Genomic DNA, 15,353 nt, shown 5'->3' on the forward strand with positions numbered 1-15,353 from the left:
GGGCAAACGTGCCGGCCAGCGGCCGGCACTATCGGGGCATCAGGTCTTCGGCGTGAGCTTCAGCAGGCGCGCCTTGCTGCCATCTTCCAGCAGCCACAGCGCGCCATCCGGGCCCTGTTCCACTTCGCGGATGCGCTCGCCCATGTTGAAGCGCTCGGCTTCGCGCGCGCTGTCACCATCGAAGGCCACACGCACCAGCGAGGTGGACGACAGGCCGCCGATGAAGCCGCTGCCCTTCCACTGCGGGAACAGGGTACCGCTGTAGATCACGAAGCCGGCCGGCGAAATCACCGGCGTCCAGGTCACCTTCGGGGCGGCGAATTCCGGCCGGGTATCGTGATCGGGAATCGGGCGGCCGTCGTAGTGGTTGCCATTGGAGACGATCGGGTAGCCGTAGTTGGCGCCGCGCACGATCAGGTTCAGTTCGTCGCCGCCAGCCGGGCCCATCTCGTGCGCCCACAGCTTGCCGTTGGCATCGAAGGCCATGCCGAGGATGTTGCGGTGACCCAGCGACCACACCTGCGCGGCAACCCCGCCCTGCGAGGTGAACGGGTTGTCGGCGGGCAGGCTGCCATCGTCGTTGAGGCGGATGATCTTGCCGAGGTTGCTGCCCATGTCCTGCGCCGGATCGAACTTCTGGCGCTCGCTGGAGCTGATCCACAGCTTGCCGTCCGGACCGAAGGCGAGGCGATGGCCGTAGTGGCCCTCACCGCTGACCTTGGGGCTTTGCCGCCAGATCACCTTCAGGTCCTTCAGCTGGCCGGCACCATTGGCGTCCAGCGCCAGCGTGGCCCGGGCCACGGCGGCACCACGGGTATCCAGCGTGCCTTCCTCGGCGTAGCTGAGGTAGATCACGTGGTTGCGGGCGAACTGCGGATGCAGGATCACATCACCGAAGCCGCCCTGGCCGCCATAGGCGACCTTGGGAACGCCGGTGATTTCGTGCTTCTGGCCGGTGGCCAGGTCCAGATGCTGCAGCTTTCCACGCTTCTCGGTAACCAGCAGGCTGCCGTCGGGCAGGAAGCTCATCGCCCACGGTTGGTCGAAACGGCTGACTTCGGTGGCGGTGAACGGACGTTGGTCGGCGGCGGTGGCCGGAGCGGCCTTGGCGGCCGGTGTCGTCTCCGGACCGGCAGCATTGCAGGCGGAGGTGGCGAGGATCGGCACCAGGCCGAGGGCGAGCAGCAGGGGCGTGCGGGTCATGGGTATCTCCAGTGCGGGGATGCGGATGGCCGGGCTGTCCCTTGTATACCACTGCAGCGGTGACCGTCGTGGCCCGAAGGTCCTGCGCCCCCTGTGCGGCGGCCGTGGGATCGTCTAGGGTGGGTACGCCCGGGCAAAGCGTGCCCGCCTGCCTGCCAAGGACCTGCAATGAACACTGCCATGCCCCACAAGCCGTCCACCGCCTTCATCGCCGCCTCGTGGGTGGCCCTGCTGCTGGGTGCGGCGGCCTACCTGATCGGCCTGTTCAATGCCGCCACGATGGCGCTCAACGAGAAGGGCTACTACCTGACCCTGCTGCTGTTCGGCCTGTTCGCGGCGGTGTCGCTGCAGAAGAGCGTGCGTGACCGCGTCGAGGGCATTCCGGTGAGCGCGCTGTACTACGCACTGTGCTGGTTCGCGCTGCTGTCGGCGCTGATGCTGCTGCTGGTTGGGCTGTGGAATGCCACCCTGGCGTCGAGCGAGAAGGGCTTCTACGGCATGGCGTACGCGCTGTCGCTGTTCGGTGCGGTGGCGGTGCAGAAGAACACCCGCGACCTGATCGCCGCCGGCGGCGGTGAAAGCAAGCGCAGCGCGACCGTGCCGCCGCTGCCGGAACAGGAGTGATCGATCCGGTGTAGAGCTGAGCCATGCCCGGCTCAGTCGAGCATGGCTCGACTTCTACAGACGAGGTGCGAGAGCCGAGCGTAGGCTCGGCTCTACAGGGGGCTTGCGCTACCGCGTTAGACGCGGATCCGCCCGCTGCGCTTCCTCCCAGCCACGACGCGCCGCATTGCGTGCCTGCGCCCAGTCCAGGCGGCTGCGGCCGCGTTCGCTGGCCCAGCGTGATTCCAGCTCGCGTTCCACTTCCTCGTAGGCGCGGATCATGTCCTGCGCACGTGCGGCGTGGCCGATGCGGTAGGCCGGCTCATAGTCCTCGAAGAACAGCTGGTCGTCGTAGTACGGTTCGGCCGTGTAGCGTTCGCGCCAGTAGTTGCTGACCGCATCGCGCGGTGTGCTGTCGTCCGGTACGCGGCCGGGAATCTGGTACTCGGTCATGGAAGGGCTCCGTTGTGGACGAAGCCTGATCGTGCCTGCACCGCGGTTAACGGCCCGGTCCGGCAGCGTGATCGCCAGATCAATCCACCGGGCATGGCCCGGCGCTATCGATCACCCGGCGTCGGCATCCTTGCGCGGCAGCTTGTAGATCACCGCGCCGATGGCGAACGCCACCAGCGCCGCGACGATGTTCTGCCAGCTGGCACTGGCGAACAGCGCAACGCACAGCAGCAGCGCCAGCACCGGAATCAGCGGGCCACCGGGCAGCTGCAATGCACCGGGGCGGTTGGCGTAGCGCTTGGCCAGCACCAGTACTGCAGCGGCAGTACCGATGTAGGCGAACAGACGCGTGGTCATCGACAGCAGCGCCAGCTGCACGAACGAACCGGACAGGGCCAGGCCGAGTGCGATCAGGCCCTGACACAGGATCGACGCGGCCGGCGTGTGGAAGCGCGGATGCACCTGCGCCAGGATCTTCGGCCCGTAGCCATCGCGGGCCAGCGCGAACAGGAAGCGCGGGCCCATCATCATCGTGTTGCTGTTGGTGCCGAGGATGGAGATGGTCGCGCCGATGGTCAGGATCAGCGCCAGGGCTTCGCCACCGAAGCCGGCGGCGGCATCGGCCAGCGGTGTGGCCGAGCTGGCCAGGCCGGCCAGCGTGCCCTGCGCCACCACCTGCACCGCGCCGTAGATGACGGTGACGGTGATGATCATGGTGATCAGCGCGAACGGAATATCGCGGCGCGGATTGCGGTACTCGCCCGCTGCAGCCGGGATGTTCTCGAAGCCGGCGTAGGCGTACAGCAGCAGCAAGGCGGCTTCGCCCATGCGCTGCAGGTCATGCGGGTCCGGGCGCTGGCCGGAGAAGGCCAGCTGCGGATCGATGTAGAACGCACCGATGGCCACGAACAGCAGCAGCGGCAGCATCTTGCCGATCACCAGCACCACGCCGGTACGCGCGGCCGAGCGTACGCCGATGATGTTGACGCCGGTCAGGAAGCCCAGCGACACCACGATCACCGCGATGCGGCCCATGCCGGCGCCGGCCCATGGCCAGAAGCGCGCGACGGCATCGGCCAGCGCGTTGCTCAATGCGGCCGCCGAGCTGATGCGGGTCAGCCAGATCATCCAGCCGATCTCGAAACCGGCGAAGCGGCCGAAGGCTTCGCGGGCATACAGGTAGCTGCCTCCGGGGTCATCGAAGTAACTGGCGGCCTGCGCGTAGCAGAGCACCAGCAGCGCGACGACGATGCCGGCGGCGACCACGCCCCACAGGCTGAAGGGACCGAGCAGGGCGACGGTGGCGGCCGGCAGCAGGTAGATGCCGCTGCCGATCACATCGTTGATCGACAGGCCGACGATCTGCCAGCGGCTGACCGCGCGCTGCAGCTGCGGTTCGTCCTGCGCGCTCAACGGGTGTCTCCGCGCAGTGCGGGCAGCTGCCACTGGGCCTGCAGGCGCTTGTACTCGGTGCGCGGCAGCAGCACGAAGCGCGGCGTATCCTGCGGCCGCAGCCAGTCCAGCAGGGCCTGCATGCGCGCCTGCGGCATGGCGGTGCAGCCAGCGGTGGCCTCACCCGGCTGGCGCCACAGATGGGCGAAGATGCAGCTGCCCTTGCCGGGCTGGTTGCTTGGGTTGTGGGCAATCACGAAGCCCTGTTGATAGCGCACGTCGCCCTTGTTGTGCAGGTCCAGCCGCATCGGCTCGGTGGAGCCCTTGACCGCTGCACTGCCGACCTTCTTTTCATCCACGATGCGGTTGTAGAATGGCGAGCCGGGCACATCCATGCAGTAGCTGCTGTCCAGCATCGGCTGGTAGGGCATGGCGGTGCCGGGGCGTGTAACGGCATAGCCGAACGCGCTGCCCAGCGCGAACACGCCGGCCGGGCTGCGGCCATCGCCTTCCTGTTTCTGCGGGCCGTCGGTCTGCGCCGGATGCAGGCCTAGCCCCCAGGCGCTGCCGGTACGGCCGAGCGCCACCGGGAACGCCTGCCCACGTGCATGCCAGCCCTTGCCATCACGCACATAGGCCTGCAGTTGTCCCTCGGTGCTGTCCCAGCTTTCGCTGGTGACCACGATCAGCTGGCGCGCGCCATCCAGTGGCGCGGCGTGGGCGGACATCGCCGCAGAAAGCAGCACGGCAGTAGCGAGGCGGACCAGCGATTTCATCAACGTGCGCTCCGGTCAGGAATCCAGCAGGTGGTCGATCCGCTCCAGGTTCACCGCGAGCTGCTGCTGGCGATCCGGATTGGCGTGGCAGAGCAGCACGAACAGGAAATCGAGCAGCGCGTGCATGGCGCTACGGTACAGCAGCTGCGCGACCTGCGGCGTGCGGTCGTGCGCACACACCACCAGTGTTGCATCAGCATGCGCGCGCAGCGGGTTGGCGGTGTGGCGGGTAATGGAAATCACCTTGCCACCCATGTCCTGGAACTGCCGCGACAACTGTGAAAGCTGCGGCAGGTTGCCGAACTCGGAGAACACCAGCAGCGCATCGCCGGGACGTGCGGCCGACAGGTTGGCCAGCATCAGGATCGGGTCGGTATGCGGCACCACCAGCAGGCCGAGCAGCGACAGCCGCATGGCGAACTCGCGGGCGAACAGGCCGTCGTCACCCAGGCCGTACACGAACAGCTTCGGCGCGCCGTCGAGCAGCTGCACGATGCGCTCGATTTCCCCGCGTGGATTGGCCTGTCGGGTTTCCTCTTCGGCTTGTGCCTTGCTGCGGCGCAGGGCCTCGCCCAGGCGCAGGTAGTCATCGCCGCTGTCGGGTTCGCTGGGCGCCTGCTGCGGGTCGGCACCGGCGCGAGCTACATCCTGGCCGATGGAGTACTTCAGGTCCGGGTAGCCCTTGAAGCCGAGCTTCTGGCTGAATTTCACCACGCTGGACTGGCTGATGCCCAGCGCGCTGGCCAGCTGCTGGGACGAGTAGTCGCGCAGCAGGTGGGCGTTGTCGAGGATGAAGTCGGCGATGCGGCGCTCGATGGCCGACATCTGCCCGCGCTCGGAACGGATCTTCAGCAGGGGCGGCATGCGGGGAGTCCGGGCATGTGTAGGCGCATTGCGGTTGGTCGCGTAGAGCGTGTCATGGAGTGGGTCGGGCGGGTGGGGTTTGCAGGGGACGCCGTGAATCCGTCCATGGAGGCTTGGCCGCCGCATCCATGCGGCGGACACCCCTGCAAACCCCACCCGCCCGACCTCGGACACATCGCGCGCGTGCCAGCCGCGAAGGGGTTACGGGGTAGGGCAGAAGCAAGAGCAGGTGCATCCACGCGTGGCATGGATTTACTGGGTGCAGCTGTTGCTTTGGACGTTGAGTCCGCCTTGTAGCGAGCCGAGCACCGCAGGTCCGGCGAGGGCGAAGAGGCGCGGGTGTCTGAGCGCAGCGAGTTCCGCGCCGTCCCTCGGCGGGCCGAGGAGCGCAGGGCACCGACGTGCGCAGCACGTCGGCTCGCGGCCGGCGGAGCGTTTCTTTTGGTTACTTTTCTTTCCGCAGAAAGAAAAGTAACGCCCGACCAAGCATCAGATACGCACGGCCCTTGTAGAGTCGAGCCATGCTCGACTGCGCGGGTCACCCCAGCATCTCCAGCCCACGCACTTCGGTGATGCCCAGCCCCGGTACGTCGCTGATGCTGATCTCCGATTCGTTGAAATGCACGCCCCCGCTGACCGGGTCGAACTGGCCCAGCGAGGGGCCATCCAGGTCGACCTTGGTGATCACATCGCTCTTGGCCACCGCCAGATGCACGGCGGCAGCCACGCTGATGCTGGATTCGATCATGCAGCCGATCATGCAGGGCACGCCGTAGATGCCGGCGATGTCGGCAATGCGGATCGCGTTGGACAGGCCGCCGGTCTTCATCAGCTTGATGTTGATGATGTCGGCCGCGCGCTGCTGGATCAGGTCCATCACCTGGCTCGGGCTGAACACGCTTTCGTCGGCCATCACCGGCGTGTTGACGCGGTCGGTGACGTACTTCAGGCCGCTGATGTCGGCCGCCTTCACCGGCTGCTCCAGCAGCTCCAGTACCACGCCGGCTTCCTCCAGCGTGCGCATCGCATGCACCGCCTGCTTGGCGGTCCAGCCCTGGTTGGCATCCAGCCGCAGCAGGGCGCGGCCTTCCACAGCGGCGTGGATCGCCTTGACCCGTTCGATGTCCAGGCCGATGTCCTTGCCGACCTTGATCTTCAGCGACTCGAAGCCGCGCTCGATCGCCGACAGCGAATCGGCCACCATCTTGTCGATGTAGTCCACGCTGATGGTGATGTCGGTGGTGATCACCGGGTCGCCGCCGCCGAGCATCTGGTACAGCGGTGCACCGTGCAGCTGCGCCCACAGGTCGTACAGCGCGATCTCCACCGCGGCTTTGGCGCTGGTGTTGCGCTCCATCGCGGTCTGCACCAGACCGCACAGGCGATTGAGGTTGGCCACGTCCTGGCCGATCAGGCGCGGCGCAATGAAGTGGCGGATCGCTTCGATGATCGAGCCGTGCGTATCGCCGGTGATCACCGCCGTGGCCGGGGCTTCACCGTAGCCGGTGTTGCCGGTGTCGGTGCGGATCAGCACCACCACGTCTTCCACGGTTTCCACCGTGCGCAGGGCAGTCTTGAACGGTGTCTTCAGCGGCACGCGCAGCATGCCCAGTTCGATGGCAGTGATCTTCATTCAGGGGGTCTTGGCACGCAGGCGTTGGATGTTGGTGATGCGGTCGATGTAGCGGACGCTGTCGCTGGCCATCATCGGCTCCAGCGGGGTGACCGAAACACCATTGAGGTGGGCCTGCACGCGCTTGCCGTCAACACCGAACCAGCTGCCGCCCGCCGTATCGTGGATGACCCAGGTGCGGCCGTCGACGTGGCCAATGGTCATCATCACGTGGCCGGGGATGTAGACCAGGTCGCCCACCTGCAGGTCGGTGACGGCGCGGTCGCGCACGGCCTTGCCGTCCTTGCCGGTGAACGGCAGGCGATCCAGCGCCGGACTGACCGCCTGCGCGCTGGTATTGCGTGGCAGCAGCACGCCGAAGCTGCGGTAGATCTCGGATACGAAACCGCTGCAGTCGCGGGTGTCGTAGTCGTGGCCCCAGCCGTAGCGTTCACCGAGGAACTTGAAGGCCTGCTGCAGCAGCAGGCGTGGGGTCAGCGGCAGGTAGTCGGCGGCAGTGTCCTGCGAGCGCGGCAGCAGGGCCGGTATCAGCTTCAATCGACCATCGGCCTCGCGTACCGGCAGCTGCACCACCCACGATGCGTGCGCCTGCTGGCCGTTCACCGGCTCTGACGCCGGCCAGTCGGCCAGCACCGGCAAGCGCACGCCCATGTCCAGCTGCAGGCGCGAGACGCGCGGTTCTTCCGGGGTGTAGGCAGTCTGCGCGGTGGCGCCGGTGATGATCCGGTAAGGTCCCTTCGCGCCGTAGCCGAGCACCGTGGCTTTGTCGCCGCTGGCGATGGCATCGGCCTCGATCCATGCGCTGTAGCGCTCGCTGTGCACGAACAGCCAGCGGCCGTCGGCGCTGCGATGGACCACGGCAACCTTGTCGCCGGGGAACAGCGCCGACTCCTGGAAGCGATCGATGTCGGTGTCGCCGATGCTGCTGAAGACGCGCTCGCGGGTGGGGAAGGTACGCAGTGCAGCGCGCTTCACCACCAGCCCGTATTGCGGTGTCGTCTGCGCGGGAATGGACTGCAGGCCCAGATTGGCTTCGGTCGCGCTGCGCAGTGCCGGCGCGATGGCCTGGCCCTTGTCGTTGTACAGGATGCGGCTGGGCCAGCTCGACAGCGAGGTGATGCTGGCACGCACCGTCGCCGCATCCAGCTGGGCTGGCAGTGTGGCGATGTCCTGGATGTGGCTGTCCTGTGCCTGCATCCGCGCGTTCTGTGCCTCGATCTGGCTGCGGTCCAGGATCGGCACGTCTGCGTTGTCCAGGCGCGCGGTCCAGTACTGCGGGGTGAGGTAGGCCTCGTGCAGGCCGATCACATAGGGCAGCGGCGCGCCCGGGTCGGGCGGCGGGGCCGCCTGTGCAAAGGCCGGTGCGGCCAGCAGGCACAGGGCCAGGGTCAAGCGGCGTGGCCAATGCCGATGCCGTTCGCGGGAAGCCAGGATCATGCGCTGCACACCCTCCTCGAATGCCTGTTGGAATATTTATTCCTTTTGGCATCGAAAGCAAGAATAAATTATTGACCGGCATCCCGGCCCGTGTTACACAGCCGTTACCACCCGCGCTGGGGAAGTGTCGCTGTGGATCCTGCCGTTCGCAAACCACGTCTGCCTGCCACTGCCGGCCTGTGTGCCGCGCTGCTGCTGTGGGCGTGGTCGGCGGGAGCGGAGCCGCCACCCTCGGCCATCCAGTTTGCGCGGGTCGTGCAGATGATCGACGCGGGACGGTTCTCCGAAGCCGGCAGCGAACTGAACACCTGGTCGGCTGCGGACGCGGCGGAGCCTGGCGTCAGTTTCGACGACATCGCGTTCCAGGAAGAGCGCATGCGCCGCATCCGCCTGGATTTTTCCCTCGACGAAGCCGCCGCCAAGTCTGCCGTGCGCCGCTGGATTCCCGACCTGACCGACGAGGAATTCGCACGCTGGGACCAGCTTGGACTGATCGAACACCTCGACATCGATGGCACGCGCTGGTACTTCAAGCGCGCACCGTCGAACCTGTTCCTGCTCGGCGACGAGGCACGTGCACGCCGCCGCGCGGATGCACCGATGCCGGCGCCGGGCCCAAACGAGGTGCTCAACGCGCACCACGCACGCGTGCTTGCCGCAGCGGAACAAAGTGGCCGGGCGTCGGTACTGCCGCAGCGCATTGAATTCACCCAGTCGCTCACGGTGAAAGCCGATGCGGTGCCGGCCGGCGAGACCGTACGCGCCTGGATTCCGTACCCGCGCGAGATCCCGGGCCAGCAGGAGCGGGTGCAGTGGCTGGGCAGCACCCCGGGCAAGGCGCGCGTGGCGCCAGCCAGCACCCTGCAGCGCACGGCCTATCTGGAAGCCAAAGCGGTGGCCGGGCAGCCGACCCGCTTCGAGGTCCGCTATGCGGTCACGATCCTGGCCCGGCATACCGCGATCGATCCGGCCAAGGTGCAGCCGACACCGGCCGATCCGGCACTGAAACCCTACCTGGCCGAGCAGCTGCCGCACGTGCGCTTCACGCCGGCGCTGAAGCTGTTCTCCGACCAGGTGCTGCAGGGGGAAACCCGCCCGTATGAAGTGGTGCGCAAGCTGTTTGCTGCCGTGGATCGCATTCCATGGGCCGGTGCGCGCGAATACTCCACGATCAGCAACATCAGCGATTACGCGCTGCATGCCGGGCATGCCGACTGTGGGCAGCAGACCCTGCTGCTGATCGCGCTGCTGCGTATGAACGGCATTCCCGCACGCTGGCAGTCGGGCATGGTGTTCTCCGGCGATGGCAGTGGTTACAACAACCTGCATGACTGGGGGCAGGTCTACCTGGCGCCGTATGGATGGCTGCCGATGGACGTGACCACCGGCGCACTGGCCAGCGACGTGCCGGCCCTGCGCGATTTCTACCTGGGTGGCCTCGACGGCTACCGCATCGCCTTCAACGACGATTTCGGCCAGGCCCTGGTGCCGGCCAAGCAGCACTTCCGCTCGGAAACGGTCGACTCGCAGCGCGGCGAGGCCGAGTGGGCAGGCGGCAACCTGTACTTCGACCAATGGAGCTACGACTTCCAGTGGCGGGTACTGCCAGCCGGGCAACGCTAGCGCGACACATCGCACTCCACACCATTCAATTCTTGCAGGAGAGAGCAGGGGATGAAGGCTTACAGCATCAAGCGGGCGGCGTTGTGCGTCGCCCTTGGGGCGTGTCTGGGCATGATCGCGCCCAGCGCATTCGCACAGGATGGTTCGGTGGTTGGCCGGTTGGTCACCGATTCGGGCCAGCGCCTGGACGCCGCTACGGTGACCGTGCGCAATCCGGCCACCGGTTTCTCGCGTTCGGTGAAGGCCGACGCCAACGGCAGCTACCGCATTCCACAGTTGCCGGTAGGCACCTACACGCTGGAGGTCGCGGTGGCTGGCGGTACGCCGGCGCAGGTGGGTGAAGTGACGGTGTCGCTTGGCAACGCCACCACGGTCAATGTGCCCGTCTCTGGAATCAGCACGCTGGGTGCCGTGCAGGTGCGCGCGCCACAGGTCATCTCGATGGTCGACGTGACCTCCACCGATTCGTCCATGAACCTCAGCCGCCAGGACATCGAGCGGCTGCCGGTCGACCAGGACCTGAAATCAGTGGCGATGCTGGCCCCGGGCGTGGTCTCGGGCAAAGGCTCGCTGGGTGCGCAGGGCATCTCCTTCGGTGGTTCGTCGGTGGCCGAGAACGCGGTCTACATCGATGGCCTGAACGTGACCGACTTCTACAACCGCGTCGGCTTCTCATCGGCGCCGTTCGCGTTCTTCCAGGAATTCCAGGTGAAGACCGGTGGCTACTCGGTGGAGTTCGGCCGTACCACCGGCGGCGTGATCAACGCTGCGACGCGCTCGGGCAGCAACGATTTCCACGCTGGCGTCGAGTACACCTTCGAGCCGCGTGCCTGGCAGTCCAGCAAGAACGATCACTACACCGCTGACGGCACGCCGTACATCATCGGCAGCCAGGACAAGCACACCACCAATCGGCTCAACGTGTGGGGTTCGGGTGCACTGGTACAGGACCGCCTGTTCTTCTTCGGCATGTACGAGATCCGCGACAACCGCGCCCAGTACACCAACAACGATGGCAACGTCTTCAACCAGGGCAGCACCGACGATCCGTTCTGGGGCGGCAAGCTGGACTGGCAGATCAACGACAACCACCGCCTGTCGCTGATGGGGTTCTCGGACAAGGACAACTGGGCCTACGACGTCTACGGCTTCGACCTGGCCAAGGGCGAGCCCACTGCCAAGACCAACGAGATCTACACCACCAACGGCGGCAAGAACTGGGCCGCTTCCTACAACGGCCAGCTCACCGAAGGGCTGTCGGTGCGTGCGATGTATGGCAAGAACCAGCGCTATGCCTCGCAGCGCAGCTTGACCGACCTGGAGTGCAACCGCGTGGTGGCCGAGAGCGGACTGGCTCCGGCAGGCGTACCGCTGGGCTGCACCACCAACTCCACCGTGCAGTCGCGCGTGGATGATCGCGAGCAGGCGCGGCTGGATTTCGAGTGGCAGCTGGGTACTCATCTGCTGCGCTTCGGTGTGGATCACGAGAAGAACGTATCCACCTATGATCGTTACTATCCCGGCCCCGGTGCGTTCTACTACAACGTCTACAAGACCACGCCGGGTTCGATCCTGGAGAACGGCGGCGTGGTACCAGCGGGCACTACCGCCTACGTACGTGCGCGGCGCAATGAAGTGGGGGGTGAGTTCGAGAGCACCAACGCGGCGTACTACCTGGAAGACAACTGGTCGGTCACCGACAACCTGCTGCTGAATCTCGGCATCCGCATGGAGACCTTCGACAACAAGGACGCCGAAGGCCGCAGCTACATCAAGATGGACAACATGTGGGCGCCGCGCGCCGGCTTTGCCTGGGACATCAAGGGCGATGGCGCGATGAAGCTGTTCGGCAACATCGGTCGTTACTACCTGCCGGTGGCCAACGTGATCAACATCAAGCAGGCCGGTGGGCTGCTTGATGAGCGCACCTATTACGCTTTCAACGGCTGGGACATCCGCGAGATCAACGGCAGCCGCTACGCCGTGCCGCGCACCGGTGCGCAGATCGGGCCGGTGGACAACTCGCAGGGCGATGGCACGGTCGGTGACCTGCGCTCGGAAGTGGACCGCGACATGGACCCGGTCTACCAGGATGAACTGATCCTGGGCTTCCAACAGATGCTCAACGAGCGCTGGTCCTATGGGGTGCGTGGCATCTACCGCAAGCTGCACAACGCCATCGATGACATGCACATCACGGCCAGCGCGCAGTGCGGCAATGCCGAAGTGGGCTGGGTGATGGCCAACCCGGGCAGGAAGGTCACCGTGTGGGGTGATACCAACTGCGACGGTGTCTCCGATGGCTGGTTGACCGTGGACACCAGCAAGGAGGGCTTCGCCCAGTACGACGACAAGGGCAACTACATCGGCCAGATCGGCTGGGACAAGCCGCGTCGCGACTACAAGGCGCTGGAACTGCAGCTGGACCGTGGCTGGGACGGCACGTGGGCGATGAATGCCTCGTACACGCTGGCGTACGGGCGCGGCAACGCCGAAGGCCCGGTCAACTCCGATACCGACTTTGCCGATACCGGCCGCACCGAGAACTTCGATGATCCGTGGGTCAACCGCGGGGGCTACGGCTACCTGGCCAATGATCGTCGCCATCAGTTGAAGCTGCGCGGCAGCTACGCGATCACCGAGAACCTGCTGGTCGGCGCCACCCTTGACGCCCGCTCCGGCGGTCCGATCACGGGGTTTGGCGTGGGTAACCCCAGCGGCAATACCAAGCCCTTCCACAGCTACTACATCTGCGTGCAGAACTGCACCTCCAGTGTTCCTTCCGAGCGCGTCTACGAGCATTCCCCGCGCGGAGGCTACGGGCGCATGCCGTGGACCTACGAACTGGGTGCGAACATCACCTGGAACAAGCAGTTCGGCGAGGCCGACCTGAAGGTGAAGCTGTCCATCTACAACCTGACCAACCAGCAGAAGAAGATGTCGGTGGACCAGGAGAAGGAGAACGCCATTGGGCACATCAGCGACACCTTCCTGTGGCCGACCAGCTTCCAGTCGCCGCGCTATGCACAGCTGACCGTAAGCCTGAGCTACTGAGGCACCCTCCCGCGCCATCCCGATGGGTGGCGCGGGGGCTGGGTCATACGCCGTGAGGAACGCCCATGCACCCCCTGCTGATCCTCGCAGCGGCACTGGCCGCACCCTCCGCTTCGGCGGTCGATACCGCATCCATCGATGCCGATGTCGCCGCCGTGGTCCGGGCCGAGCATCTCCCCGGGCTGGCGATGGCGGTGGTCGAGAACGGACAGGTGGTCTATCGCCACGCCGAAGGCGCGCGCGGTGATGGCGGCCGCATCGACGAGGACACGCTGTTCAAGATCGCCTCCAACAGCAAGGCGATGACCGCCGCACTGCTGGCGCGACTGGTGCAGCAGGGCAGGCTGCGCTGGGACGATCCGGTGCAGCGCCATCTGCCGGGCTTCCGCATGCACGATGCATGGGTGGGGCAGCAGATGCAGGTGCGCGACCTGCTGATCCACAACAGCGGTCTCGGCCTGGGTGCCGGTGACCTGATGCTGTGGCCGGAACCGAACACGTTCTCCCGTGCCGACATCATCGCCGGGCTGGCGCACCTGAAGCCGGTCAGCAGCTTCCGCAGCCACTATGCCTACGACAACCTGATGTACGTGGTGGCCGGCGAAGTGGCCGCCGCGGCCGCTGGCAAACCCTATGACCAGCTGATGCGCGAGCAGGTGTTCGAACCACTCGGCATGACGCGCTGCCAGCTGGGGGCCTGGTCGCTGAAACGCGTGGGCAACGTCGCCCAGCCACATGCCTGGCGTGGTGATCGCAATGAGGTGGTGAACGCCGACGGTGCCATCAGCCCGGACCTGCCGTCGATGGCGGCCGGAGGCATCCGCTGTTCGCTGCGTGACATGACGCGCTGGATGCAGGTACTGCTGGATCCTGCCGTGGTGCCGGACTGGTTGGACAGTGACCAGCGCCGCACCTTGTGGACATTGCACATGCCGATGCCGCTGGGTGAGCGCCAGCGGCGCTGGGACAACGCGCATTTCTACGGCTACGGCTATGGCTGGCGCGTGTCCGACATGGACGGGCAGTGGAAAGTAGCGCACACCGGCACGCTGTCGGGCATGTACTCGTCGCTGGCGCTGCTGCCCGACCGGAAGGTGGGCGTGGTGATGCTGGTCAACGGCGAAGGCGAGGACGCGCGCACGGCCCTGATGCAGGCCACGCTGAAGCGCTTCACCACACCCGACAATGCGCGCCCGGCGATGGCGTACCTGGCCGAGCTGAAGGCTGACCAGGCAACGCGGGCGGCGACCGGCCATTCGCGGCCGTCCACCGTTGCGGCGCAGGAGACGAGCCGCACGGATCTGCCACGCTGGCAGGGCCGTTACCGCGATCCGTGGCTGGGCCCGGCCTCACTGTGCCCGGGCGCGGACGGCCTGCGCTTCAGCGTGGACAAGTCGCCCCGGCTGCAGGCCACGGTGCTGCAGTTGCAGGGGCGTTGGCTGCTGCGCTGGGATACGCTGGGCGAAGACGCACAGGCCTGGCTGCAGCCCGGTGACGGTGCGCCGCCCACGCTGGACCTGCGTGCCATCGACCCGGACATCGACTTCAGCTATGACTTCCAGGACCTGCATTTCACTCGTACTGGCGACTGCGCTGGCAGCGAGCGCCAGCGCCGCTGAGCCGCCGCGCGTTTCGCCGGCCACCGATGCCGCCAGCGCCGGCCTGGTCGAAATCCGGTCGCTGGCACCGCACATCGACATGGACATCCGCTACGCCAGCGCCAACAACTTCACCGGCGCGCGCGTACCGGGTTACGAGGCGCCCTCGTGCTTCCTGCTGGCGCCGGTGGCCAAGGCGCTGGCGCAGGTGGAACAGGACCTGCGCGCGGATGGGCTTGGCCTGCGGATCTACGACTGCTATCGCCCGGTGCGCTCGGTGCAGGCCTTCATGGCCTGGGTGAACGACCCGCGCGAGCGCTCGCGCAAGGCTTTGCAGTACCCGGATCTGGACAAGCCGCGGCTGCTGGCCGACGGCTACATCGCCGAGCGCTCCGGCCACAGTCGCGGTGCCACCGTCGATCTCGGCCTGCTGGATTGCCGTAGCGGCCGCTGCTCGCCACTGGACATGGGGACCGACTTTGATTTCTTTGGGCCTCGCGCGCATACGCAGGCGAGCGGACTGAGCGATGCGCAGCAGGCGAACCGCCAGCAGTTGGTGCGCGCGATGGCGGGCCGCGGTTTCGTCAACTATCCGCAGGAGTGGTGGCACTACACCCTGCAACCCGAGCCGGATCCCGGCACCGCGTACGACGTCCCGGTGCGGTAGGGGTTACCGGCAGGGGGCACCCTCGACAATTTCCCGCTGCTCCTGGTAGG

Annotated in this window: 12 protein-coding genes; 5 read left to right on the forward strand and 7 right to left on the reverse strand. The window is 66.5% G+C overall.

Annotated elements, in window-relative coordinates:
• Nucleotides 1-39: 39 nt before the first annotated feature.
• Nucleotides 40-1,203, reverse strand: coding sequence for a PQQ-dependent sugar dehydrogenase (locus SriyCCGPB3_RS01735; protein ID WP_350259776.1), 1,164 nt, complete (start codon nt 1,201-1,203; stop codon nt 40-42).
• A gap of 168 nt (nt 1,204-1,371) precedes the next feature.
• Between SriyCCGPB3_RS01735 and yiaA the strand changes: the two genes are divergently transcribed.
• Nucleotides 1,372-1,827, forward strand: a complete 456-nt coding sequence (gene yiaA, locus SriyCCGPB3_RS01740) for an inner membrane protein YiaA (RefSeq protein WP_110710841.1) — start codon at nt 1,372-1,374, stop codon at nt 1,825-1,827.
• Nucleotides 1,828-1,935: 108 nt separating this feature from the next.
• Here yiaA and SriyCCGPB3_RS01745 read toward each other — a convergent pair whose 3' ends face one another.
• From SriyCCGPB3_RS01745 to SriyCCGPB3_RS01770, 6 genes are all read right to left on the reverse strand, one after another.
• Nucleotides 1,936-2,259, reverse strand: a complete 324-nt coding sequence (locus tag SriyCCGPB3_RS01745; RefSeq protein ID WP_110710842.1) for a hypothetical protein — start codon at nt 2,257-2,259, stop codon at nt 1,936-1,938.
• 111 nt (nt 2,260-2,370) lie between these two features.
• Nucleotides 2,371-3,672, reverse strand: a complete 1,302-nt coding sequence (locus SriyCCGPB3_RS01750) for an APC family permease (protein WP_350259777.1) — start codon at nt 3,670-3,672, stop codon at nt 2,371-2,373.
• A complete protein-coding gene (locus SriyCCGPB3_RS01755) occupies nt 3,669-4,427 on the reverse strand; it encodes a L,D-transpeptidase family protein (RefSeq protein WP_350259778.1) in 759 nt (252 codons plus the stop codon). The genes SriyCCGPB3_RS01750 and SriyCCGPB3_RS01755 overlap by 4 nt, the downstream gene beginning before the upstream one ends.
• Nucleotides 4,428-4,442: 15 nt before the next feature.
• The gene (locus SriyCCGPB3_RS01760; RefSeq protein ID WP_094000606.1) at nt 4,443-5,291 is read right to left on the reverse strand and encodes a MurR/RpiR family transcriptional regulator; all 849 of its coding nucleotides are present in this window, start codon (nt 5,289-5,291) and stop codon (nt 4,443-4,445) included.
• Nucleotides 5,292-5,829: 538 nt separating this feature from the next.
• Entirely contained in the window at nt 5,830-6,924 is a 1,095-nt protein-coding gene (locus SriyCCGPB3_RS01765; protein ID WP_110710846.1) for a dipeptide epimerase, read from the reverse strand.
• The gene (locus SriyCCGPB3_RS01770) at nt 6,925-8,361 is read right to left on the reverse strand and encodes an SH3 domain-containing protein (protein ID WP_350259779.1); all 1,437 of its coding nucleotides are present in this window, start codon (nt 8,359-8,361) and stop codon (nt 6,925-6,927) included.
• Between the two features lie 132 nt (nt 8,362-8,493).
• Here SriyCCGPB3_RS01770 and SriyCCGPB3_RS01775 point away from each other — a divergent pair, with 132 nt between their 5' ends.
• The 4 genes from SriyCCGPB3_RS01775 (at nt 8,494) to SriyCCGPB3_RS01790 (ending at nt 15,303) form a co-directional block, all read left to right on the forward strand.
• Entirely contained in the window at nt 8,494-9,984 is a 1,491-nt protein-coding gene (locus SriyCCGPB3_RS01775) for a transglutaminase-like domain-containing protein (RefSeq protein WP_350259780.1), read from the forward strand.
• A 51-nt stretch (nt 9,985-10,035) separates the two neighbouring features.
• A complete protein-coding gene (locus tag SriyCCGPB3_RS01780) occupies nt 10,036-13,038 on the forward strand; it encodes a TonB-dependent receptor (RefSeq protein WP_350259781.1) in 3,003 nt (1,000 codons plus the stop codon).
• 65 nt (nt 13,039-13,103) lie between these two features.
• On the forward strand, nt 13,104-14,657 hold the full coding sequence (locus SriyCCGPB3_RS01785) for a serine hydrolase domain-containing protein (RefSeq protein ID WP_350259782.1): 1,554 nt from the start codon (nt 13,104-13,106) through the stop codon (nt 14,655-14,657).
• Entirely contained in the window at nt 14,590-15,303 is a 714-nt protein-coding gene (locus SriyCCGPB3_RS01790; RefSeq protein WP_350259783.1) for a M15 family metallopeptidase, read from the forward strand. The genes SriyCCGPB3_RS01785 and SriyCCGPB3_RS01790 overlap by 68 nt, the downstream gene beginning before the upstream one ends.
• Nucleotides 15,304-15,353 lie beyond the last annotated feature (50 nt).

The organism is Stenotrophomonas riyadhensis, assembly GCF_040256885.1.
GTDB lineage: Bacteria > Pseudomonadota > Gammaproteobacteria > Xanthomonadales > Xanthomonadaceae > Stenotrophomonas > Stenotrophomonas riyadhensis.